This is a genomic window from Roseateles sp. P4_D2, assembly GCF_056401875.1.
On record NZ_JBFUIM010000009.1, the window covers coordinates 16,534 to 39,947 of the forward strand.

Here is a 23,414-nt window from a genome sequence, read left to right on the forward strand (position 1 = left end):
GGCCATGTTGTCCGCTTCTCTCGCCTCCTGCGTCCCTTGCGCTGCCTTGCGGCCCCCGCTCGTCCCCCTGCCGCTGGACGACGCCCGGCTGCAGGGGCGGCTGTGGCGCGGCAGCAGCCTGAGCACCGCCGCCGACCCGACGCTGGCCAGTGGCTTTGCGGCGCTGGACGCCGAGCTGCCCGGCGGCGGCTGGCCGCTGCGAGCCGTCACCGAGCTGCTGACGCCGCAGCCCGGCGTGCTGGAGTGGCGGCTGCTGGCGCCGGCGCTGAGCGGCTGGTGGGCGGCCCAGGCCCTGCCGGCGGCCGCTCCCGGCCGTCGCGGACGCGTGGTCACGTCGGCGCTGCGTTCGCTGCTGCTCATCAACCCGCCCCACACGCCCCATCTGCCGGGCCTGCAGGCCCTGGGCCTGCCACCCTCGGCACTGATCTGGGTGGAGGCCAGCACGCCGGCTCAAGCGCTCTGGGCCGCCGAGCAGGCCATCAAGTCGCGCGTGGCCGTGCTGGCCTGGCTGCCCGAGGCGCGGCCGGAGCAGATCCGGCGCCTGCAGGTCAATGCGCTGAGTTCCGATGCGCCGGCCTTCCTGATGCGGCCGGAGCGCGTGCAGCAGCAGTCCTCGGCCGCGCCGCTGCGCCTGATCGTGCAGCCGGGCGAGGGCTGGGACCTGGCCGTGCACCTGCTCAAGCGCCGCGGGCCCGCGCACGAGGGCTGGCTTGAACTGTCCGCCGTGCCGGGCGCCGTGGAGCCGCTGCTGACGGCGGCCAAGCGCAAGCCCCTGCCTGCCCCCATGCCGGAGCCCGCGCCGGCTCCGGCCAGCCCTCCGATGGAGCGCCCTCATGCGCTGGCTCGCCCTGTGCTGCAGGCCTGATGCCCAAGGCAACGCCGGGCCGCCCCAAGTTGCCTTGACCCCCTCGGGGGGCGGGCAGGGCGCAGCCCTGCCCTGGGGGTCAACAGGTCATATTGGCGATGTTGACGCCCTCGGCTGGCTGGCGCTGAGCTTCACGCCGCGCGTTGCGCGGCTGGAGGAAGCGGTGGTGGCCGAGGTGTCGGCCAGCCTGCGGCTGTTCCGCGGCGCACGGGCTCTGCGGCAGCGGCTGCAGACGCAGGCAACACAAGCCGGCTTGGCCCTGGGCGACATGGCCTGGGCGCCGACAGCGCTGGGCGCCTTGGCACTGGCGCGTTGCAGCGACATCAATCCTGGCCGCCTGAGCGAGCGCCTGGACGCGCTGCCGTTATCGGCACTGAGCGCCGCCCAAGCCCATCACGCCATGCTGGCCCGCCTGGGCTGCACGCGCCTGGGCGAGCTGCGCCGGCTGCCTCGCCCGGCACTGGCCAAGCGCTTTGGCCCGGCGCTGCTGACGGCGCTGGACCAGGCCTATGGCGACCTGCCCGAGATACACAGCTGGCTGACCCTGCCCGATCGCTTCGACGCCCGGCTGGAGCTGCCCTACCGCGTCGAGCACGCGCCCGTGCTGCTGCACTTTGCTGAAACCCTGCTGCGCCAGCTCTGCGCCTTCCTCGCCGCCCGCCATGCCGGTGTGCGTGCGCTGCGACTGGCCTGGCAGCACGACGCGATGCGCCCCCGCGACGTGGCCGACAGCGGCGAGCTGACCGTGGCCACGGCGGACACGACGCGCGATCTGAGGCGGCTTACAAGGCTGCTGTCCGAACACCTGGGCCGCATGACACTGGCCGCGCCAGCCGGCGAAATCCGCCTCAGCGCCGATACCGTGCTGCCGCTGGAGGAAGGCAGCAGCAGCCTGTTGCCCGGCCCCGCCGATCCGCAGGAGCGCACGACGACGAATGCGCTGCTGGAGCGGTTGTCGGTGCGCCTGGGCGCCGACCATGTGCGCGAAGGCCGGCTGCGCGAAGACCATCGGCTGGCCGAAATGCAGCGCTGGCAGCCTTGGCCAGCACCGCCTTCCGTAGCTGTGCGCTCTCCACCAGGGCCGCAGCCGACCTGGCTCGTCGAGCCACCACAGCCACTGCGCTGCGATGCGCAGGAACAACCGCTGTACGCCGGGCCGCTGGCGCGAATCAGCGGCCCGCACCGCATCGAGGCCGGGTGGTGGGAGGGCCGCGGCGGCCTGCAGACGCGCGACTACTTCGTCTACCGCAGCGCCGCGCGCGGGTTGCTGTGGGTCTATCACGAGCGCCTGCCGGACGCGGCAACGGCCACATCGGGATGGTTCCTGCATGGGGTCTTCGCATGACGCCGCCGATGTCGGACCGCGACGAGCGGCTGGCGATGCTGCGCGAGCAGGGAATCGCCTCGGAAGCCGACCTGCGCCGCGCCGCCGATGGGTGGCAACGGGCCCAGCCCGGCTCGCGCACCGACGTGCCGCGGTATGCCGAGCTGCACTGCCTGTCGGCCTTCAGCTTCCTGCGTGGCGCGTCCGAGCCGGCCGAACTGGTGGAGCGTGCCTGCGACCTGGGCTACGAAGCGCTGGCCATCACCGACGAATGCTCGCTGGCGGGCGTCGTGCGCGCGCACAAGCAATTGCGGGAGATGCGCGAGGCAGCGCACCACGCCCTGAAAGAGGTTGCACGCGAGGCGGGCCAGACCGAAGACGACATTGCGCAACCGCAGCTGATGCAGTTGCTGATCGGCAGCGAGTTCCTTGTGCGCGACGACACCGGCACGCCGCGCTTCAAGCTCGTGCTGCTGGCGCAGAACCTCAACGGCTACGGCAATCTCAGCCAGTTCATCACCCGGCTGCGGCGTGCCAGCCCGGTCAAAGGCGAGTACACGCTGCACTGGCGCCAGATCGCGCCCGAGAAGCTTGCCGACTGCCTGGCCCTGCTCGTGCTGCCGCGCGAGGCCCCAGATGCCGAGCTGGCGCCGGCGGCGCATTGGGTGCTGCGCCATTTCGCCGGCCGCGCCTGGATCGCCGTCGAGCTGCTGCGCGAGGCCAGCGATGCGCTGTGGCTGCAGCGGCTGCAGGCGCTGTCCGAGGAGACGGCACTGCCGCTGGTTGCAGCCGGTGACGTGCACTTCCACGTGCGCTCGCGCAAGGCGCTGCAGGACGTGATGACGGCCACGTGCCTGGGCCGCACGGTGGCCGAGTGCGGTTTCGACCTGCAGCCCAACGCCGAGCGCCATCTGCGCAGCCGCTACCGGATCTCGCAGATCTATCCGCAAGCGTTGATGCGAGAGACGACGCAGGTGGCGGCTCGCTGCACGTTCAGCCTCAACGAGATCAGCTACCGCTACCCCAGCGAGGTCGTGCCTGCCGGTCGCACGCCGCGCCAGCACCTGCGCGATCTGACCTATGCCGGTGCTTACAAGCGCTGGCCAGAAGCCAAGGGCGGTGTGCCCGACAAATTCAAGCGCCGCATCGAGGACGAACTGGAACTGATCGAGGAGCTGGCGTACGAACACTACTTCCTGACCGTTGCCGATGTGGTCGACTTCGCGCGCAGCATCGGCATCCTCTGCCAGGGTCGCGGCTCAGCCGCCAACAGCGTCGTCTGCTACTGCCTGCACGTCACATCGGTGGACCCCGACCGCAGCACGCTGCTGTTCGAGCGCTTCATCAGCCGCGAGCGCAACGAACCGCCCGACATCGACGTCGACTTCGAGCATGAGCGCCGCGAGGAGGTCATCCAGCACCTCTACAAGAAATACGGCCGCGACCGTGCCGCGCTGACGGCCGTCGTCATCTGCTACCGGCCCAAGAGCGCGATCCGGGATGTCGGCAAGGCGCTGGGCTTCAGCGAGGCGCAGCTCGAAGTGATGAGCAATGACCACAGCGGCTGGTCCACCCAGGTGCTGCCCGAAGAACATCGGATCGAGCTGCTGCAGCAGCTTGGCTTGCCGGACGACGATCCGCGGCTTCAGCAACTCATCACTCTGGGCCGCCAGCTCAACGGGCTGCCCCGCCACCTCTCCCAGCACGTGGGCGGCTTCGTGCTGACGCAAGGCTCGCTGGAGCGCCTCGTGCCCATCGAGAACGCGACGATGAAGGACCGCAGCGTCATCGAGTGGGACAAGGACGACATCGACGAGCTGAAGATGATGAAGGTCGATGTGCTCGCCCTGGGCATGCTCAGCGCCATCCGGCGTTGCTTCGATCTCGTCAACCCGATGCGCGGCACGGCCATCGACCTGACCATCCCCGACAACGACACCGCCACCTACGACATGATCTGCAAGGCCGACACCATCGGCGTGTTCCAGATCGAATCGCGAGCCCAGATGTCGATGCTGCCGCGGCTGAAGCCGCGCGACTACTACGACCTGGTCGTGGAAGTCGCCATCGTCCGCCCCGGGCCGATCGAGGGTGGCATGGTGCACCCCTATCTGAAGAACCGCGCATTGCCGGCAGACCAGGTGGAGTACCCCAGCGAGGCGCTGAAGGAAGCCCTGTGGCGTACCCGTGGTGTGCCCATCTTCCAGGAGCAGGTCATGCAGGTGGCCATGATTGCCGCGGGCTTCAGCGCCGGGGAGGCTGACCAGCTGCGCCGTGCCATGGCCGCGTGGAAGCGCCCCGGCGTGCTGGAGAAGTACTACGACAAGGTCGTCAAGGGCATGCGAGAACGAGGTTATGAGGACGCGTTTGCCGAGCGCATCTTCAGCCAGATCAAGGGCTTCTCCTCCTACGGCTTCCCCGAGTCCCATGCCGCCAGCTTCGCGCTGCTGACCTATGTCAGCTCCTGGCTCAAATGCCACGAGCCCGCGGCCTTCCTGTGCGCGCTGCTGAACTCGCAACCGCTGGGCTTCTACACGCCCAGCCAGCTCATTCAGGACGCGCGCCGGCACGAGGTCGAGGTGCGCGCCATCGACGTGAACCACAGCAACAAGGACAGCACGCTGGAGCCCCGACCGGGCGAGCACCAACCCGCCGTGCGGCTGGGCCTGCGCCTCGTCGGCGGCCTGGGCGACGAGGCGGCCGAGCGCATCGAGCAGGCTCGCGCTCGCGACGGCGAATTCGCCCACCCGCAGGACCTGGCCTTCCGAGCCCGCCTGACGCAGCAAGACATGCAACAGCTCGCCGCCGCCGATGCACTGACGTCGCTGGCCGGCCATCGCCGCCAGCAGGTCTGGCAGGCCTCGGCCCTGCATGCCATGCCGGAGCTGCTGCAGGGCAGCCTGCTGCCCGAGGATGATCTCGAACTACCCGCCGCCGCCGAGGGCGAGGAGGTGCTGTGGGACTACGCCGCCACGGGCCTGACGCTACGCCGCCACCCGCTGGCCCTGCTGCGCCCACGCCTGTCCAAGCAAGGGCTGCTCAGCGCCCAGCAGCTCGACGCCGTCAAGAGCGGCCGCCGCGCCAAGGCCTGCGGCATCGTCACCGGGCGGCAGAAGCCGCAGACGGCCAAGGGCACCCTGTTCGTCACGCTGGAGGACGAGACCGGCAACGTGCAGGTCATCGTCTGGCCCAAGGTCTATGAAGAGCACCGCAACACCATCCTCGGCGCACGGCTGCTGGCCGTGGAAGGCGTCTGGCAGCGCGGCGACGGCGATGTGCGCCACCTGCTGGCGCAGGGCTTCACCAACCTCAACCCGCTGCTGGGCCGGTTGCCGACGGAGAGTCGGGACTTCAAGTGAGCTAAACCCGGCAAGTCCCGCTTCCGAACACCGGGCCGCACATGGGCCCACCATGACCGCCACTTCGGGCCGCTGCCAAGTGCGCACTGCGCACTGGATGCAGCAGCCAGTAATGAGCGGAGGAGCGAAGCCCTGCGTCCTAATGGGCCCAATCGGTCAGAAATTTCAATCCACTCCCATAAGACGGGCGCACAGCCAGTATCTCATTCGCGACATACCCTTACGGAAATCTGCTCTAATTATTCTGAAAAATCAGTCCCCAATCCGGAGGGCCAGCGATGAAGACCCCGCAAAACCGTCGCATCCTGTTGGTGGATGACATGCCTGCAATCCACGAGGATTTTCGAAAGATCCTCATGCCGCAAGCGCCGGAACACGCGCAACTCAGCGCCGTGGAAGCAGCTTTGTTTGGCGAAGAGGACAGCGCGCTCCCCCAAATCGCCTTTGAACTCGATTCTGCCTATCAAGGGCAGGAGGGGCTTTCAAAATTAGAAGCCGCCCTCCACGAAAACAGGCCCTATGCCATGGCCTTCGTGGATATGCGCATGCCGCCCGGCTGGGATGGTGTGCAAACCATTGAACATCTATGGCAGCGCGACCCACGTTTGCAGGTTGTTATTTGCACGGCATATGCCGACGGTTCGTGGGCCGATATCTTGGCGCGCCTGGACGTATCCGATCGCCTGCTGATCCTCAAAAAGCCCTTTGATTCCATCGAGGTCCTCCAACTGGCCACGGCGCTCACCACCAAATGGCAAATGATGCAGGATGCGGCGGCGCATCGCACCCTTTTGGAAGACGCGGTACGGGAACGCACCAGCGAGCTGCTCACCGTCAACGAAGTTTTACAGAACGAGATGAGGGAGCGCAAGCATCTGGAAGGGCAATTGATCCAATCAGAAAAGCTGGCCTCCATCGGTCAGCTTGCGGCAGGTGTCGCGCATGAGATAAACAATCCGATCGGCTATATTTTCTCAAACCATGGCACCTTGGACGGATATATCGGAAAACTGTTCGAGCTGATTGCCGCCTATGAACACGCAGAAACCAGCATCACGGCACCCGAGGTGATTGCAAATCTGCGCGCACTGCGTGAACGTGTGGAGTTGGACTTCTTGAAAGAAGACATTCCAGTGCTCATACGAGAATCCAAGCAAGGCATTGTGCGGGTGCGCCAGATCGTCCAGGATCTGAAGGACTTTTCCCGCATTGATTCGTCGCAAGACTGGGAATCAGCCGATCTGCACCAGGGCATCGATTCGACGCTGAACATCGTCGCCAGCGAAATCAAGTACAAGGCCGATCTGGTCAAAGAATATGGCGCCATTCCCAATATTGAATGCCTGCCTTCACAGATCAATCAGGTGGTGATGAACCTTGTGGTCAATGCGACTCACGCCATTGGTGAAAAACGTGGCCGCATCACCATTCGAACGGGAGCCGAAGGGGCGCACGTGTGGATGGAGGTGGCCGACACGGGCACTGGCATACCACCCGACACGCTCAAGCATATTTTCGAGCCCTTCTTCACCACCAAGCCCGTTGGCAAAGGCACGGGGCTCGGGCTATCGGTGTCCTACGGCATCGTGCAGAAACACCACGGCCGCATCGACGTGGAAAGTGTCGTGGGTCAAGGCACCACGTTTCGCGTCACGCTGCCGGTGCGACAGACAAAAACGCAAGCCGAAGTGCCAGTGTCCGATATCTGAAGCCACTTCATGCAAGGCAACCCATCATGAAAACATGGCCTGCCCCAAACAAGGGCCGTATTCTCGTCGTGGACAGCAATCCCGACACTCACGGCGCCTTTCGCAACATGTTGGTCGAAGATACCCATGCGCAAGGGAAATTCCAGCTGGACTGCGCCCGCGACACCCGCGACAGCCTTGCCCTGATGCAACAGTCCCTGCTGGCTTCGCAACCTTATACCTTGGTATTCATAGGCGCCTCTCAAACCAAGGCATGGACAGCGGTCGAAATAGCCCCCCAAATTTGGGCAATTGATCCCAGCGTTCAGATCGTGCTTTGCGCGGAGCGGCTCGATTCTTCTTCTGACTCGTTATTCGAAGCCATGGGAGCAACGAATAGCAGGTGGCTGACGCTTCAAATGCCTCTTGACCGCGTTGAAGTCATCCAGTTGTCACATTCCCTGACAGAGAAGTGGCATTTGCAACAGTTTGCCGAGGCGCATCAAGGCGTGAACTCAGCGGCAGAGACGACAGCGGCAGAGAGCCCAGTGGATGCGTCCCAGATCAATGAGCAAGATTTGCTGCGCACACTCCTGGACAACTCTCCCGATCATATTTACTTCAAAGATATGCAGTCCCGCTTTCTCAAATGCAGCAAAGCCCAGGCGTTGCAATTCGGGGCCGCGTCGCCGGCGGCATTGGTAGGCAAGACAGATTTTGATTTTTTTTCCGAAGAGCATGCGCGCCCCGCCTATGAGGATGAACAGGAAATACTGCGCACAGGCCAACCGATGATTGGCAAGGCGGAGAAGGAAACCTGGAAGGATGGCCGCGCCGAGTCCTGGACGCTGAGTACCAAAATGCCGCTGCGCAACAGTGCAGGAGTCATCATCGGCACCTTCGGCATCTCCAAGGACATTACTGCGCTGAAGCAGACGGAAGCAGCGCTGGCATATCACCACGATTTGCTGAGCACGCTGATGGAGAATTCGCCTGATTCCATCTTCTTCAAGGATCTGAAATCACGCTTCGTCAAAATAAGCCGTTCAGAGCTGCATAACCTGCTGCGACTATCGATCAGCCGCTACCGCGCAGTACATCCCGGCACGGATGAAGACGCACTCCCGCCGCATTTGGCCAACGTGGACGAGTTTGAAAAATATGTGATCGGCAAAACCGACGCAGACCTTTATGGCCAGGATAGAGCGAGTGAATTCAGCCATGATGAAGAAGAGATCCTCCGGACCGGAAAACCCATCGTCGAAAAGAGCGAGAAAACCGTCCATCCCGATGGGCGCGTTGTTTGGTATCTCACCACCAAAAGCCCCTGGAGAGACCGGCATGGTCAACTGATCGGGACCTTCGGAACGTCAAAAAACATATCCGAACTGAAGGAAGCCGAGCGAAAAATTGAAGAGGTGCAGGCCCAACTGCTGACTGCGGCACGCCTCGCAGGCATGGCAGAGATCGCAACCAACGTCTTGCACAACGTGGGCAACGTTCTCAACAGCGTCAACGTATCGGCCGACTTGATTGGCGCCCAGTTGCGGGCATCCAAGCTCAAGGGACTCGCCCGCTCCGTGGCTTTGATGGATGCGCATACCGAGGATTTGGGGCAGTTCCTGACGCAGGACAGCAAAGGCAAGCTGCTGCCCACCTATTTGCGTGAACTGGCTCGAACACTCGAGGGTGAGCACGAAGCCATAACGACTGAACTGGGCGCGCTGTGCGGCAGCGTGGAACATATCAAACAGGTCATCGCAACCCAGCAGTCATATGCAGGCACGCCGCGTGTTGTCGAATCCGCCAAGGTGGACGAACTGCTGGACGACGCGCTGCGCATGCACACGGTTGCGCTGACGCGTCACAAAGTGGATGTTGTAAAAAACTACCCGACCTTGCCCGCTCTCCTACTGGATCGGCATCGCGTGTTGCAGGTGCTGGTGAACTTGATCAGCAACGCCAAACAAGCGTTGAGCGCGACCGCGGACAAACGCGCCTTCATTACGCTCGGTGCTGTTTTGATGGAAGGGCCAGTGCTGCGCATCACGGTGACCGATAACGGCGAAGGCATCGCGCCGGAGAATCTGACCCGCGTTTTCTCTCATGGTTTCACCACGCGCAAGAACGGGCATGGCTTTGGTTTGCACAGCTGCGTTCTGGCCGCACAGGAGATGGGCGGCAGCTTGAGCGTCCATAGCGATGGCCCTGGGCAAGGTGCGTCGTTCATCCTGGAGGTTCCCGTGAACGTACCTACGGGATCCGCGCGCTAAATGGCGATACCGACAAATGCCTGGCCCAAGGTCCGCACATGCCGCCATGCGCTCAACGCTCAAGCAAGTAGAACGCGGTCGGTGTAAGTTGCGCCCGTCCTGGCCCGACCCAGCCTCAGCCCACAGACCCGAGAGCCCCTCATGCTGATTCGAACGACCGCCCTTCACGAGCCCCTGTCCAGCGAGATCACGCCCCGCCGGGTCTACCTGAACCGCCGCACGGCCCTGGCCGGCCTCGGCCTGGCAACCGCGTCACCGCTGGCTCTGGCCCAGGCCCAGGCCGCGCCAGGTGGCGGCAAGCTGCCCAAGCTGCCGGGCGCCCGCTCGGCCGTGGCCGGTGCGATGGTGATGGAGAAAGTCACCAGCTACGCCGATGCAACCTCGTACAACAACTTCTACGAATTCGGCACCGACAAGGCCGACCCCGCCGAGCGCGCCCACACGCTCAAGCCCCGGCCATGGACGGTCAGCGTCGAAGGCGAATGCGCCAAGCCCGGCCGCTACGACCTCGACGCGCTGCTCAAGCTCAGCGCCATGGAAGAGCGCATCTACCGGCTGCGCTGCGTCGAAGGTTGGAGCATGGTGATCCCGTGGGTGGGCTACTCGCTGTCAGAGCTCATCAAGAAAGCAGAGCCCACCGGCAAGGCGAAGTTCGTCGAATTCACGACGCTGGCCGATCGCGCGCAGATGCCCGGGCTGCGCTCGTCGGTGCTGGACTGGCCCTACCTCGAAGGCCTGCGCATGGATGAAGCCATGCACCCGCTGGCGCTGCTGACCTTCGGCATGTATGGCGAGGTGCTGCCCAACCAGAATGGCGCGCCGGTGCGCATCGTGCTGCCCTGGAAGTACGGCTTCAAATCGGCCAAGAGCATCGTCAAGATCCGCTTCGTCGAGAAGCAGCCGCGCAGCAGCTGGGAAGAGAGCGCACCCCAGGAATACGGCTTCTATTCCAACGTGAATCCCACCGTGGCCCATCCGCGCTGGAGCCAGCTCAGCGAGCGCCGCATTGGCGAAGACGGCCTGTTCGCCAAGAAGCGGCCGTCCTTGATGTTCAACGGCTATGAAGCGCAAGTGGGCCAGCTCTATGCGGGCATGGATCTGAAGCGCAATTTCTGATGCGGCGTGCGTTGACGGCGGCGCTGCTCAGCCGCGGCGCCAAACCGGCGCTTTTCCTGCTGTGCCTTACGCCGCTGGCGTGGCTGGTCTTCGGCGCCGTAGCCAACCGGCTCGGTGCCAACCCGGCCGAAGCCATCATCCGCGGCCTGGGCGACTGGACGTTGCGCGGCCTGTGGCTGACGCTGGCCATCACGCCGCTGCGCGAGCTGACGGGCCTGGCCGCACTGGCGCGCTTTCGGCGCACGCTGGGCGTGTTCACCTTCAGCTATGCCTCACTGCACCTGCTGGCCTATGGCTGGCTGGACATGGGGCTGGATTTCTCCGACATCGCCCGCGACATCGCCAAGCGGCCCTTCATCCTGATGGGCTTCACCGCCTGGCTGCTGATGACGCCGCTGGCGGCAACGAGCTTCAACAAGGCCATCAAGGCCCTCGGCGCCAAGCGCTGGCAGGCGCTGCACAAGACGATCTACGCCATCTCCGTCATCGCGCTGCTGCACTTCATCTGGATGCGCGCCGGCAAGCACAACTTCGCCGAGCCGGCCGTCTACGGCGTGATCCTTGCCGCGCTGCTGGGGTGGCGCCTCTTCAAACGCCTGAACACGAAAAAGGCGCGACTGGGATAATTCGCGGTTCTGCCCGAACCACCCCATGCCCAACCCCACCTCCATTGACGTCGCCATCCTCGGCGGCGGCCCCGCCGGCTGCAGCGCCGCGTCCTGGCTGGGCCAGATGGGCATGACGGCCCTGCTCGTCGAGCGCGAATCCCGCCTGTGCGCCGCGCTGGCCGGCCTGAACTTCGCCCAGGACTGGGTGCTGGGCGAGCCCGCCGCCCGCCTGGCTGCTTTGGGCGAGCACTACGCCGCCCAGGCCCAGGCCACGCCGGGGATGACGCTGCGCCTGGGCACGCGGGCCGAGTCCGCCCGCCACACGCCCGCAGGCTGGACCCTGCAACTGGCCACCGGCGAGCATGTGCAGGCCCGCGCCCTGCTCGTCGCCACCGGCCTGCGCCTGTTGCGCCCGGCGCGCTACTTCGCCGTGCCGCATGAGCGCGTGCTGGACGCCTCCCAATTGACCGCCCGCCGCGAGGCCCTGTCGCCAGGGCGCGTGCTGCTGCTGGGCGCCGGCGACAACGCCGCAGAGAACGCCCTTTTCCTGGCCGAGCGCGGCCATGAGGTGACTGTCTGGTCGCGCGGCAGCTGGCGCGCCCAGATCCACCTGGCCGAGCGGGCGACCGCCCACCCCCGCATTACGGTGCAACTGGCCACGCCACTGCCCGAGGCCCTGCTGCCGGACGACCGCAGCGTCACTGTCGGCGCCGAACGTTTCGACTTTGTCGCCGCACTGCTGGGCTTCGAGCCCGAGCCTTCCGCCTTTGCGCTGCTGGATGAGGCCTCGCGCCAACGCGCCTTCGTCGCCGGTGACGCCAGCCGTCGCTGGCATCCCTGCGTGCAGACGGCACTGGCCGATGGCGTGCAGGCGGCCAAGCAGATCGAACTGGCGCTGCGCCCGCAGGTCGCCGCCGCGCCGCAGCGCTACAACAACCGCCAGGTCATCCATCTGCAGGGCCTGCGTTTTCGCGCCAACCTCGGCGTGCTCGATTTCGAACGCACCGGGCCCCAGCCCATCCAGGTCGATGCCGAGGTCAACCTCGGTGCCATGCCTGTCGTCGCGCGCGACGCCGACATCGGCCATGTGCTGGACTACCGCCGCGTGCGCACGGCCATCATCGACGAGTGCACGGCCGAGCACACCGACCTCGTCGAAGCCCTGCTCGGCAAGCTCTGCAACCGCCTGATGAGCCTGCCCGGCGTCGTCGGCGTGCGCCTGAAGCTGACCAAGCTCGAAATCTTTCCCGACTGCGAAGTCGCAATCAGCACCGAACTGGGTGCATGGTGAACAACATGTCTGAACTTGATTTGCCCCCACGCTCGCACGGCGAGCTGCCCCCCGAGGGGGCTGTCAGCGGTTTCGGGCGGCCGGGCACCGCTGACGTCCTCGATTTCGCCGAACAAGCCGCTGCCGACAAGAAGGCCGCGTTTGAGATCAACAAGCTGTCCAAGCGCCTGCACCGCCAGGTCGGCCAGGCCGTCACCGACTTCAACATGATCGAAGACGGCGACAAGGTCATGGTCTGCCTGTCAGGCGGCAAGGACAGCTACGCCATGCTGGACATCCTGCTGAACCTGCAGCAGCGCGCGCCGATCAAGTTCAGCCTCGTCGCCGTCAACCTCGACCAGAAGCAGCCCGGCTTCCCCGAGGAGGTGCTGCCCAACTACCTGCGTTCGCGCGGCGTGGACTTCCACATCGAGAACCAGGACACCTATTCCATCGTCAAGAAGCTCATCCCCGAGGGCAAGACGACGTGCAGCCTGTGCTCGCGCCTGCGCCGCGGCATCCTGTACCGCGTGGCCGGCGAACTGGGCGCCACCAAGATCGCGCTGGGCCATCACCGCGACGACATGGTCACGACGCTGTTCCTGAACATGTTCTTCGGCAGCCGCATGAAGGGCATGCCGGCCAAGCTGGTCAGCGACGACGGCAAGAACGTCGTCATCCGCCCGCTGGCCTATGTGAAGGAGCCCGACCTCGTGCGCTGGGCCGAACACCGCGAGTTCCCCATCATTCCGTGCAACCTGTGCGGAAGCCAGGACAACCTGCAGCGCGTGCAGGTCAAGGCCATGATCAACGAGTGGGAAAAGCGCTACCCCGGCCGTATCGACAACATCTTCACGGCCATGGGCAACGTCGTGCCCTCGCACATGATGGACAAGAAGCTCTTCCCGTTCGAGACCATGAAGGCCACGGGCCGGGCCGAGCCCGACGGCGACATCGCCTTCGACGACGATGAAAGCTGCGCGACACCCGCGCAGGCTTCAGTCATCACGCTGCAACGCTGATTTACACGCGGGCAATCTGAGCGGGTCAGAATGACGGCATCTCGTTGATGGAGGTGCCGTCATGAACCGCCGCCTGATCCTCGCCACCCTTGCCGCTGCCTCGGTCGCTGCCTTCACCGGCTGCGCCGGCCCGTACACGGTCTCCGCTGACGTCTCCAGTTATGGCAATTGGCCGGCCGACCGCAAGCCCGGCAGCTATGCCTTCGACCGCCTGCCCTCGCAGCAGCAGAGTGAGGAAGCCGCCAAGCGCCAGGCCACGCTGGAAGACGCCGCCAAGGCCGCGTTGGAAAAGGCCGGCTTCAGGCCTGCCGCCGATGCGAAGAGCGCTGACGTGCTCGTCACGCTGGGCGCCCGCGTCACCGCCTACGACCCCGTGCCCTGGGATGACCCGCTGTGGTGGCGCTGGCGCGGCCGCCTCATTTCGCCGCGCTATGGCTATGTGCCAGGCTGGAGCGGCTTTGGCTGGCGTCACGATCCGTTCTTCGATCGCCGCTACGACCGCGCCGTGGCCCTGCTGATGCGTGACCGCGCCAGCGGCGAGGCCCTGTTCGAGACCCATGCCAGCAACGAGGGCGTGACCATGGGCAGCGACGCCCTGCTGACGCCGTTGTTCGACGCGGCCATGGCCGAGTTCCCCAAGGTCAACCCGAAATCGCATCGCGTCTCCGTGCAAGCCGTCCGCTAGCGGCGAGGACAGCAGGGAACAGCGCCCCGCCTGCCCATAATCGCGGCTTCGTTCAAACGCAGTCGCAAGGCAGGCATGGCGCTCAACATCGTGATCATGGCGGCGGGCAAGGGCACCCGCATGAAGTCCGCAACGCCCAAGGTGTTGCACAAGCTCGCCGGCCGCTCGCTGCTGGCCCATGTGCTGAAGAGCTGCGAGCCCCTGGCCGCCAGCGCGCGCATCGTCATCACCGGGCACGGCGCCGACCAGGTCGAGGCGGCCGTCTCGGCTGACGGCATCTCCTTCGTGCGCCAGATGCCCCAGCTCGGCACCGGCCACGCCATCCAGCAGGTCGTGCCGGCGCTGTTGGGTGAAGGCACCACGCTGATCCTGAACGGCGACGTGCCCCTGATCGAAACCACCACGGCCAAGGCTCTCATCGACGCCTGCGCCGGCCACGCCCTGGTGCTGCTGACGGTCGACCTCGCCGATCCCACCGGCTACGGCCGCATCATCCGCGACCCCGATGACGGCGGCGTGCTCGCCATCGTCGAGCACAAGGACGCCACGCCTGAGCAGCGCCTCGTCCACGAGGGCTACAGCGGCATGATGGCCGCGCCCACTGCAGCGCTCAAGCGCTGGGTCGGCCAGCTGACCAACAACAATGCCCAGGGCGAGTACTACCTGACCGACATCGTCGCGATGGCCGTCGCCGAGGGCCTGCCCGTGCTGGGCATCAAGGCCCACAGCGAGATCGAGGTGCTGGGCGTCAACGACCCCGTGCAGCTCTCCCAGCTCGAACGCGCCTTCCAGGTCCGCCAGGCGGAAGGCCTGATGCGCGCCGGCGTGCGCCTGGCCGACCCGGCCCGCTTCGACCTGCGCGGCACGCTGACGCACGGCCAGGACGTCGAGATCGACGTGAACTGCGTCTTCGAGGGCGAGGTGAGCCTGGGCGATGGCGTGCGCGTTGGCGCCAACTGCGTGATCCGCAACGTGACCATCGCCGCCGGCGCACGCATCCACGAGTTCACCCACATCGACGGTGAAGCAGCGGGCGCCAGCGTTGGCGAGGGTGCGCTGATCGGCCCCTTCGCCCGCCTGCGGCCCGGCGCACAACTGGGCGCCGAGGTGCACATCGGCAACTTCGTCGAGGTCAAGAACTCGACGCTGGCCAAGGGCGCCAAGGCCAACCACCTGGCCTATCTGGGCGACGCCACCGTGGGCGAGCGTGTCAACTATGGCGCGGGTTCGATCACGGCCAACTACGACGGCGCCAACAAGCACCGCACAACGATCGGCGATGACGTTCATGTCGGCTCCAACTGCGTGCTGGTGGCGCCCATCAAGATCGGCAATGGCGCCACCATTGGCGGTGGTTCCACCATCACCAAGGACGTTACTCCCGGTGACCTCGCTGTCGCCCGCGGCAAACAAGTTGCATTGACTGGCTGGACCCGTCCCACGAAGAAGCGTTGAATAGTGACTTAGTTCCGGCGATTGCTTCACGCCGCTCGAGGTGAGGGGGCACTTGCCGGGCCGGCCCGCCGTTAGGATGGCCCTGTCTCACGAACACCGCAGTACCCATGGCCCACGAACTCGACTTTGCCGCGCTCTCGCTTGACGATGCCGTCCCGGCGGATCTGGGTGCCTATGAGATCGCCCAGGCCTATCGTGAACGCGATGAGGCTGAAGCTCGGAATCGCGCCCTTGAACTCAAGGCCCAGGCCTGCGACAACGCGGCCGAAGCCTGCTGGTATCTGGCCCGCAGCCTGGGTGCCGCGCGCGACCTGCCGCAGGACGGTGAAGCCAGCCTGGAACTGCTGTTCCAGCTCATCGGCGCCCTGGCTGACCTGCCCACCGAGATTGCCGCGGCGCCGCTGCCAGCAGTCACTGGCGGCCGGGACGACGGCATCAGCGAACTCTGCCAGCAGCTCGAGGCCGCCCGCGAGTTGACCGAGGAAGCGCTGATTGATGCCGAACTGGCGCCCGCCCGCAGCCAGCACTGCCACTGAACCCAGCCCCACAACGCAAACGCAAAAGGCGCCCCGAAGGGCGCCTTTGTCATTGGCGCGGATCGCTTATTGCTGGCTTGTCGGCGCCTGGCTCACCACCGCTGCCGGCGGCACCGTCAAGCGGTTGTCGACGGCCTTCACGCCACCCGTTGAGGACGCGACGACAGTGGCCCGCTCACGGGTCTGGGTGTCGGGTGCCTGGCCTTCCAGCTTCACGACGCCATGGTCGGTGCTGACAACGATGGGCACAGCGGCCAGCGTTGAATCGGCGGAGAGAGCTATGCGCACCTTGGCCGTGATGCCGCTGTCCTCGGCTGTCGGCAGGAGCTGCTGCGGAGGTTGCGGCTGCGCTTGAGCCTGGGCTTGAGGCGACGTGCCAGGCGCCATCGAGCCGGCGACCGTGTCAGGCACAGCAGGCGTTGCCGAGGCCAGTGGCGGCGTAGCGGGCGGCATGGTTTGGGGCGTCGTCGCCGTGGCCGGGCCGGCCGCGGTGGGCGGCATCACGATGGGCGCCGAGCCAGGCGGTACGCTAAGCGGCTGGGCGTTCGCTGGCGCGGCGGCCACGGTCGTCGGTGGCGGCAGGGTTGCAGCCGGGCTGGTCGGCGCGCCGCGCAACACCATGTCGGGTCGCGCCGCGGGCGCCGGCGCCTGAGCCACCACAGCGGGGGCGTCAGCGGCCGGCCGGGTCGTCGTCACCGGCGGGCCCAGACGAGTGGTCGCTGCAGGCTCAGCAGGCGCTGGCGCAGCAGCGACGGTGGTCGTCGTGCTGTCCTCTGCCTGTGACGCGGCCGGTGTCTCCGGCGCCGGGGTGGCGGCGGCAACTTCGGTCTGTGGCTCGGCGCTGCCAACCACGATGGCGGGCGGCGTGACAGGTGCCTCGCTCGGCCGGTTCATGGCCCAGATGGCCACAGCGGCGATGAGGGCGGCGCCGGCACCGGCGGGGATCATCCAGTTCATCTGCCGGTCACGCTGCAGCGATGCGGTGGCGGGCTGGGGTCGGGCGTGAACCGGCTCGACACGCGGCGTTTCGGCATGAAGCGGCGTCGTCGCCGACACCTTGGCCCCAACGCCGGTCGGCTTGAATCGCGCCGCGCCGACGGGGGGGACCTTGGCGGCGTGCAGAGGCGCGGAGCCACCGGCCTTCAGCGCGTCGGGCAGATGCTCGGGCTTGGTCTCCTCCAGGTGGTTGGCCCAGCCCTCGGCGTGCATCGATTTCGGGAATTTCATGTCGGCCTCCGGTCGTCGTTGTCGACGTTTGCGATGGAGCCGACTGTGAGGTGACCTGGCGGCACGCCATGCCGGTGCAAGCTCCTTCGCCTTGTAGGACAAAGGGCTTGGGGTGTATGTACTTGTGACCGCTGTGAGGGCGCGGCTTAAAAACCCCGCACCGGCAACGTGCCGTCACGCTGCAGCCAGTTGCGCGGTGAATAGCGGCTGGCCGCGTCCGTCACATGCAGCGTGTAGGCATGGCGCGATTTATCGGAGCGGTTGGCCGCCGAGTAATGCGGCAACAGGCCATGGAAGACGACCAGCGAGCCCGCCTCGACCTCCAGCGGAATGGCTTGCCGGGAGTCCGCCGCGGGCCAGGGCGTCGCGTCGATCTGCTCCATCCAGGCCTTGCGGCCCTCGCGCACAAAGCGCTCGCGCAGCACGCCGCGCTCGCCCTTGTGGCCGCCGGGCTCGGTCCACAGGCAGCCGTTGTGCAGCGTCGCATCCTCCAGCGCGAACCAGAAGGTGGTCACCGTGATGGGGTCGCTCTCGAAGAAGCTGGCATCCTGGTGCCAGCGCACCTCACCGCCGATGCCGGGCTGCTTGAAGATGAACATGCTCTGCCAGACCTGCGGCTGCTTCAGCCCGAGCTCGGCCGCCACGCCGCGCAGCGCCTGGCCTTTGGAAAAGGCGCTGAAGACCGGGTCGAGGTCGTGCATCGCATGACCGATCTTGTTGATGGCAAGGGCCTTGTCGACGCGCAGCCGGCCCTCGGCATCGAAGGCCTCCTCCTCGAAGAAGCAGCGCATCTGGTCGCCGCTGTCGAGAAAGTAATCGTCGACATGGCGCTGCTGCTCTTCGGTGGTGAAGACGGGGCGCTGCTCGCCGGGATCGAAGGCATCGACGATGTCAAGGGCGCGCTGGCGCAGCGCGGCGATGTCGGCGGCCGTCTTGAAGCCGGGGATGACGAGATAGCCTTGTTCGGCGTACACGGAGGCGAGGTCGGCGGAGTTCGTCATGAGCTTGTAGGAAGGAGTTGTGCGGATTGTGTGACCAGTGCGGGGCGCCCACAGTGCGGCCACGTCAACACCCCGGGAGACTCCCGATGAAAGTGCTCAAGGTCCTGCTGATCGCCATCGTCGCGCTGCTGGTGTTGTGCGTGGGCGGCGGGCTGATGCTGTCGCCGAAGTACACGCTCTCGCGTACGGTGAAGATCAACGCCGCGCCGGACAAGATCTACGCCCTCGTCGCCGATCCGCGCAGCTGGAAAGCCTGGAGCGCCTGGAACCAGCGCGATCCGGCCATGGCCATCGAATACAGCGGCCCCGCCTCGGGCGCCGGCGCCGTCTGGGCCTGGAAGAGCAAGAGCCAGGGCGATGGCCGCATGACCTTCACGACGGCCGAGGCGCCCAAGCGCCTGGGCTATGAGCTCTATTTCCCCGACTTCGGCACCACCTCGACCGGCGATTTCCGCCTCGAGACCAACGGTGGTGCCACCCAGGTGACGTGGTCGATGGACGGCGACATGGGCAGCAACCCGGTCTACCGCTGGATGGGCCTGTTCATGGACAAGATGGTCGGGCCGGATTTCGACGCGGGGCTGGCGAACCTGAAGGCGCTGGCCGAGAAGTAGGGCCTGTTAGCCCTGCGGCGATGGGCCGCGAAGGCCCGCCGCAAGGGGCCAATCTAGACGCAGCGTGCAGCCCGCACTCATGTGCGGGCAAGGGCTGCAACAACGAGTGGCCACTTGCGGCGGGCCTTCCCGAAGGGTTGTGGCCAGAAGGGCCGCATGCTGTGTTGCAAATCCTCGCTGGGTATCAACCCAGCTTGCGGTTTGCTGTCGTGCCTGCGGCCCTTCTGGCCACAACGCGACCCATCTCCGCAGGGCTAACAGGCCCAACGAACAATCCCGCGGCCCCCAGCAGGATGGCCGCCGCGCCCAGCCATTGCAGCGGCGCCAGTTCGTGCCCCAGGGCCAGCCAGTCCACGAGGATGGCGACCACCGGGTAGAGGAAGGACAGGCCGCCCTGCAGCGCCGTCGGCAGGCGCTGCACGCCGGCATACATCAGCGCGTACATCAGCCCGGTGTGCACGACGCCCAGCACCACCAGCGGCATCCAGCCCAGTGCCGTCTGCGGCAGGTGGCCGAGGTCGGCAAAGGGCGCCAGCATCAGCAGGCCGACAGCGACCTGGATCATGGCGATCAGCGGGGCGGGCATGCCGCTCAGGCGCTTGGCGACGACGGCCGCCACCGCCCACAGCGCCGCGGCACCCAGGGCCATCGCCACGCCCAGCCCGAAGTTGCCGCCGACATAGCCGGCGCTCGGCCGTGCCTGCACGATGAGCACCATGCCCGCGAAGGCCAGGGCTACCCAGGCCAGCCGCGCCACGCTCAGCCGCTCGCCGAAGAACACCACGCCCAGGCCCATCAGCAGAAAGGGCTGCAGGTTGTAGACCGCCGTGGCCACGGCCACCGAGGCCCGGCCGTAGGCGCCGAACAGCAGCACCCAGTTCAGCACGATGGCCACGCCCCCCAGCACGGCCAGCCCGAGCTCCCGCGCGCTCGGCCGGCGCCACAGGCCCAGCACCGTGCAGATCAGCGCCAGCGTCAGCAACCCGAAGCCGCAGCGCCAGAACACGACGTCCAGCGGCGCCAGGCCGGACAGCAACACGAAATAGCCAATCGAGCCCAGCAGGCTCATCGCGCTGCCCATCTCGAGGGCGCCACGGGTAGTGGGGGACACGGTGCTTCCTTGCAATGACGAGGAATGCCATTGTTTCAAGGTCAGCCCGGCCGATATATGCATTAAAGACGGCAATCCGATGCTTCGGCAGAATCAACGACGGCACTTATCCATTCGAACCTAATCATGATCGACGACATCGACCGCCTGCTGCTGGCCGCCCTGGCCGCCGACGCCCGTGCGCCGCTGAAGGACCTGGCCGAGGCGATTGGGCTGTCGCCGCCCGCCACCTCGGAGCGGCTGGCGCGCCTGCGCGAACGCGGCGTGATCCGCGCCTTCACCATCGACATCGACCCGCTGGCCCTGGGCTTCACGCTGCAGGCCATCGTGCGCGTGCGACCCATGCCCGGTGCGCTGGCCCAGGTGCAGCAGCGCATCGAGGACATGCCCGAGGCGCTGGAGTGCGACAAGGTCACCGGCGACGACTGCTTCGTGCTGCGCCTGGCGCTGCGCGACATCGAGCACCTCGACCAGGCCCTGGACAGGCTGGCCGATTGCGCCCAGACCAGCTCCAGCATCGTCAAGGCCCAGCCCCTGCGCCGGCGCGTGCCGCCGTTGAAGCTGGAAACCTGACGCTCCTGGCGTCAGTTCAGTTCAGTTCAGTTCAGCTCAGCTCGGCTCCCAGGCCAGCGCAAGGGCCAGAGCCGCCTCCGTGACGGCCCGCCCCAACGGTGTGGCCGGGTCGGGGCGGCGCAGCCGCGGCTGGCTGCCGCTCAGGTCCAGGCTGCCGACGACGGTGCCCTGATGCAGCATCTCGTAGCCCGTGGCCACTGTTTGCGGCTGCGCGCTGCCTTCGTGGAGATGCACTGAGCGCAGCCCCACCGTCAGCTCGCCGCGGCGGTAGGCACCTTCGCGGCTGAGCTTGCCGCGGCGCATCTGGCCTTCGCCGATCTGCAGCATGGCGGCTGGCGCGCTGCCCCAGCGGCAGCTCAGCACCCAGGGCTTGCTGTCCGTCAGGCGGCCATTGGCGCTGGACTCCGATGTCCAGGCCTCGCAGACGGTCGAGCTTTCGCCCCCCGGCCCCTGCCAGCTGAAGTTCAGCGGCGTGCGCAGATTGGCGGGCAAAGGTTCGAACAAGGCCAGCCGCTCGGCGCCGCGCTCGTAGCGCACGCGCTGGCCGCTCAGCGAGAACTCGCCCTTGCGTCCCCAGGCCGGCTTGCCGAAGCTCTCCTCCGCCACGCCCGCCACCGACGGCGCCTGAGCCATGTGCGCGTCACGCCCGTCCCGCCCGCGTGCCTCACGCCCGTCGCGCACCGCGGCACAGCCCGCGAGCAGCAAGGCCAGCAGAGTCGGAACGGAAACGCTCAAAAGGCGATGGCGCATGGGCTGGGACTTCGGTCGTGGCAAGGCCTCGACTCTAGAGCCGGGTGAGCCCGACAGCTGTTACCCGGCGTTGCTTCCGTTAATCACCCTGCCGACTGTCGGCCGGCATTGCAGCTGACCGCCCCGCCCCTGCCGCCGGTCGCAGCCCGTGCCGCCGCCACGCATCTCCTCGGCCACACTCCGGCGGATGCGTTACATCACCCCACCGCGCCTGGCGCTCGCCGCCCTCGCCGGCCTCGCCGAAATCCTGCATCTTGGCTGGGAGGCCCTTCATGGCGGTATCGTCAGTCACCATCTGCTGCAGCGTCCCGATCTGCCGGGCCTGTCCAACGCCTGGGGCTTGCTGCTGCTGCCGGCCCTGGCCGCCTGGGCGGCTGGTCGATTGCCGCGCCGCCCGGCAACGATGCAGGACTGGGCGCCAATCGCGCTGGGTTTCGCGCTGCCCCTGCTGACCGGCGCAGCACTGTCGCTGGCCTTCAGCCTCCAGCTCCAGGCGCTGACCGAGGCGATCTTCTTCGGCCTGCTGCTGCTTGCGGTGCTGCTGCCGGCCCATCGGCCGGAAAGCCTGTTCGGCTTCGCGCTCGGCATGAGCTGGACGTTTGGCGCTGTGCTGCCAACGCTGGTCGGCGGCATCATCGCCGGCCTGTCTTGGCTGGTGCGCGGCACGGCCCGCTGGGCCTGGCATGCCGTGAGGCCGGCATGACCAGCGTGAGCTCGCGCGAACTGCGCATCTCCGGGCTTTGCTACCTCGCCATCATTGCGCTCGGGCTGTGGAGCGAAGCCTTCGTGCGCGGCAGCCTCGTCGTTGCCGGTGATGCCGCCGCGACGGCCGAGCGCATCGCCGCCAACCCGCAGTTGTGGCGCCTGGGCCTGGGCGCAGACCTGTTGATGCAGGTGCTGGACCTACCGATCATCGTCATGATGTGGCGGCTGCTGCGGCCCGTGAACGAGCCGCTGGCACTGACTGCGGCTGGCCTGAACCTCGTGCAGACGGCCATGCTCGTCGCCAACCGCGTGCAGTTGCTCGCGGCGCTGGACCTGCTGACCGGCCCCGCCATGGGCACCGCCTTCCCGCCAGCCCAGCGCGAGGCGCTGGCGATGCTGGCGGTTCAGTTGCACGGCCAGGGCTTTGCCATCGGCTTGGTGTTCTTCGGCTTCTCCTGCGTCATCTGCGGTGCGCTGATCGCTCACAGCGGCGTGCTGCCACGCGTGCTGGGCTGGCTGCTCGCACTCGCGGGCCTGGCCTATCTGCTCAACAGCTTCGCGCTGCTGCTGGCGCCGGCGTTCGCCAGGCTGCTGTTCCCGGCCGTCATGCTGCCGGTCCTGGTGGGCGAGCTGGCGTTTGCGCTGTGGCTGACCGCGGGCAAACACCGACTTGTGAAGGTCACGGCCAACCCCACGTCCAGCGCATCCACACTGCCCTCACCCCCATGAGCGATCCCGCGATCCCCACCCTTTACGACTGGCTGGGCGGCCTGCCCGCGCTGCAACGGCTGACCGAGCGCTTCTACCAGCGCGTCAAGGACGACGCATTGCTCGCGCCCGTCTTCGCCCACATGAACGGCGAGCATCCGGCTCATGTGGCCGCCTTCCTCGCTGAGGTGCTGGGCGGGCCGGCCACCTATTCCGCCGAGCATGGTGGCCATCCGCACATGGTGCGCCAGCATCTCGACCGCCATCTGAGCCAGGAACAGCGCCGCGCCTGGGTCGCACTGCTGCTGGACACGGCCGATCAGCTCGGCATGCCCGATGACCCCGAGTTCCGCTCCGCGCTGGTGGGCTACCTTGAATGGGGCTCGCGTCTGGCCGTTCTCAATTCGCAACCTGGCGTGACGGTGGACGCCGACGCGACCATGCCCAAATGGGGTTGGGGCGAGGTCAAGGGGCCGTATCAGGGCTGATGCGCAAGCACCCCATCGCGTGCTGAAATCGTGCCA

General features: G+C 66.7%; 21 protein-coding genes and 1 pseudogene. 18 read left to right on the forward strand and 4 right to left on the reverse strand.

What is annotated here, in order from left to right; all coding sequences use genetic code 11:
• The first annotated feature begins 46 nt into the window (after positions 1-46).
• The 13 genes and pseudogenes from AC1DW0_RS17045 to AC1DW0_RS17105 all read left to right on the forward strand — a co-directional run bounded on the left by AC1DW0_RS17045 (position 47) and on the right by AC1DW0_RS17105 (position 16,201).
• Positions 47-865 (forward strand): translesion DNA synthesis-associated protein ImuA, encoded by an 819-nt coding sequence (locus tag AC1DW0_RS17045; RefSeq protein WP_477947011.1) that lies wholly within the window; start codon positions 47-49, stop codon positions 863-865.
• Positions 834-2,210, forward strand: a complete 1,377-nt coding sequence (locus tag AC1DW0_RS17050) for a Y-family DNA polymerase (RefSeq protein WP_457350097.1) — start codon at positions 834-836, stop codon at positions 2,208-2,210. Before AC1DW0_RS17045 ends, AC1DW0_RS17050 begins: the two co-directional genes overlap by 32 nt.
• The gene (locus tag AC1DW0_RS17055) at positions 2,207-5,548 is read left to right on the forward strand and encodes an error-prone DNA polymerase (protein ID WP_477947013.1); all 3,342 of its coding nucleotides are present in this window, start codon (positions 2,207-2,209) and stop codon (positions 5,546-5,548) included. The genes AC1DW0_RS17050 and AC1DW0_RS17055 overlap by 4 nt, the downstream gene beginning before the upstream one ends.
• 278 nt (positions 5,549-5,826) lie before the next feature.
• On the forward strand, positions 5,827-7,257 hold the full coding sequence (locus tag AC1DW0_RS17060) for an ATP-binding protein (RefSeq protein WP_477947015.1): 1,431 nt from the start codon (positions 5,827-5,829) through the stop codon (positions 7,255-7,257).
• 26 nt (positions 7,258-7,283) lie between these two features.
• A complete protein-coding gene (locus AC1DW0_RS17065) occupies positions 7,284-9,509 on the forward strand; it encodes a PAS domain-containing protein (RefSeq protein ID WP_477947017.1) in 2,226 nt (741 codons plus the stop codon).
• Positions 9,510-9,650: 141 nt separating this feature from the next.
• Entirely contained in the window at positions 9,651-10,625 is a 975-nt protein-coding gene (gene msrP, locus AC1DW0_RS17070; protein WP_457350104.1) for a protein-methionine-sulfoxide reductase catalytic subunit MsrP, read from the forward strand.
• Positions 10,625-11,251: a protein-methionine-sulfoxide reductase heme-binding subunit MsrQ gene (locus AC1DW0_RS17075; RefSeq protein ID WP_477947019.1), complete on the forward strand. Its 627-nt coding sequence runs from the start codon at positions 10,625-10,627 to the stop codon at positions 11,249-11,251. Before msrP ends, AC1DW0_RS17075 begins: the two co-directional genes overlap by 1 nt.
• A 25-nt stretch (positions 11,252-11,276) precedes the next feature.
• Positions 11,277-11,816: pseudogene (locus tag AC1DW0_RS17080) on the forward strand (FAD-dependent oxidoreductase); the annotation flags it as partial.
• A 312-nt stretch (positions 11,817-12,128) separates the two neighbouring features.
• Complete coding sequence (locus AC1DW0_RS17085) at positions 12,129-12,524, forward strand: dihydroneopterin aldolase (RefSeq protein WP_056203616.1); 396 nt, start codon at positions 12,129-12,131, stop codon at positions 12,522-12,524.
• Positions 12,525-12,529: 5 nt separating this feature from the next.
• Positions 12,530-13,525, forward strand: a complete 996-nt coding sequence (ttcA, locus tag AC1DW0_RS17090; RefSeq protein WP_082532988.1) for a tRNA 2-thiocytidine(32) synthetase TtcA — start codon at positions 12,530-12,532, stop codon at positions 13,523-13,525.
• Between the two features lie 61 nt (positions 13,526-13,586).
• Positions 13,587-14,210 carry a DUF4136 domain-containing protein gene (locus AC1DW0_RS17095; RefSeq protein ID WP_056203113.1) on the forward strand — a complete coding sequence of 208 codons (624 nt, stop codon included), beginning with the start codon at positions 13,587-13,589 and terminating at the stop codon, positions 14,208-14,210.
• Between the two features lie 75 nt (positions 14,211-14,285).
• Positions 14,286-15,665, forward strand: a complete 1,380-nt coding sequence (gene glmU / locus AC1DW0_RS17100; RefSeq protein ID WP_457323499.1) for a bifunctional UDP-N-acetylglucosamine diphosphorylase/glucosamine-1-phosphate N-acetyltransferase GlmU — start codon at positions 14,286-14,288, stop codon at positions 15,663-15,665.
• A 107-nt stretch (positions 15,666-15,772) separates the two neighbouring features.
• Positions 15,773-16,201: a hypothetical protein gene (locus AC1DW0_RS17105; RefSeq protein WP_457350110.1), complete on the forward strand. Its 429-nt coding sequence runs from the start codon at positions 15,773-15,775 to the stop codon at positions 16,199-16,201.
• 66 nt (positions 16,202-16,267) lie between these two features.
• On the opposite strand, the gene AC1DW0_RS17110 is transcribed toward AC1DW0_RS17105, so the two are convergent.
• On the reverse strand, positions 16,268-17,428 hold the full coding sequence (locus tag AC1DW0_RS17110) for a BON domain-containing protein (protein WP_457350112.1): 1,161 nt from the start codon (positions 17,426-17,428) through the stop codon (positions 16,268-16,270).
• Positions 17,429-17,574: 146 nt separating this feature from the next.
• A complete protein-coding gene (locus AC1DW0_RS17115; RefSeq protein ID WP_457389132.1) occupies positions 17,575-18,429 on the reverse strand; it encodes a phytanoyl-CoA dioxygenase family protein in 855 nt (284 codons plus the stop codon).
• Positions 18,430-18,515: 86 nt separating this feature from the next.
• On the opposite strand from AC1DW0_RS17115, the gene AC1DW0_RS17120 reads away from it, so the two are divergent.
• Positions 18,516-19,043, forward strand: coding sequence for an SRPBCC family protein (locus AC1DW0_RS17120; protein ID WP_457389133.1), 528 nt, complete (start codon positions 18,516-18,518; stop codon positions 19,041-19,043).
• A gap of 184 nt (positions 19,044-19,227) precedes the next feature.
• Here the strand turns inward: AC1DW0_RS17120 and AC1DW0_RS17125 are convergent, their stop codons facing one another.
• Positions 19,228-20,154, reverse strand: a complete 927-nt coding sequence (locus AC1DW0_RS17125) for a DMT family transporter (RefSeq protein ID WP_082532987.1) — start codon at positions 20,152-20,154, stop codon at positions 19,228-19,230.
• A gap of 126 nt (positions 20,155-20,280) precedes the next feature.
• On the opposite strand from AC1DW0_RS17125, the gene AC1DW0_RS17130 reads away from it, so the two are divergent.
• A complete protein-coding gene (locus AC1DW0_RS17130; RefSeq protein ID WP_477947024.1) occupies positions 20,281-20,727 on the forward strand; it encodes an Lrp/AsnC family transcriptional regulator in 447 nt (148 codons plus the stop codon).
• A 36-nt stretch (positions 20,728-20,763) separates the two neighbouring features.
• Here the strand turns inward: AC1DW0_RS17130 and AC1DW0_RS17135 are convergent, their stop codons facing one another.
• Entirely contained in the window at positions 20,764-21,477 is a 714-nt protein-coding gene (locus tag AC1DW0_RS17135; protein WP_477947026.1) for a hypothetical protein, read from the reverse strand.
• Positions 21,478-21,664: 187 nt separating this feature from the next.
• On the opposite strand from AC1DW0_RS17135, the gene AC1DW0_RS17140 reads away from it, so the two are divergent.
• Genes AC1DW0_RS17140 through AC1DW0_RS17150 form a run of 3 tightly spaced genes read left to right on the forward strand, consistent with a single transcriptional unit; the run spans position 21,665 to position 23,378 of the window.
• Entirely contained in the window at positions 21,665-22,180 is a 516-nt protein-coding gene (locus AC1DW0_RS17140) for a hypothetical protein (protein ID WP_457350121.1), read from the forward strand.
• Positions 22,177-22,911, forward strand: coding sequence for a DUF4386 domain-containing protein (locus AC1DW0_RS17145; protein WP_477947028.1), 735 nt, complete (start codon positions 22,177-22,179; stop codon positions 22,909-22,911). Before AC1DW0_RS17140 ends, AC1DW0_RS17145 begins: the two co-directional genes overlap by 4 nt.
• Entirely contained in the window at positions 22,908-23,378 is a 471-nt protein-coding gene (locus AC1DW0_RS17150; RefSeq protein WP_056203082.1) for a group II truncated hemoglobin, read from the forward strand. Before AC1DW0_RS17145 ends, AC1DW0_RS17150 begins: the two co-directional genes overlap by 4 nt.
• The last annotated feature ends 36 nt before the right edge of the window (positions 23,379-23,414 follow it).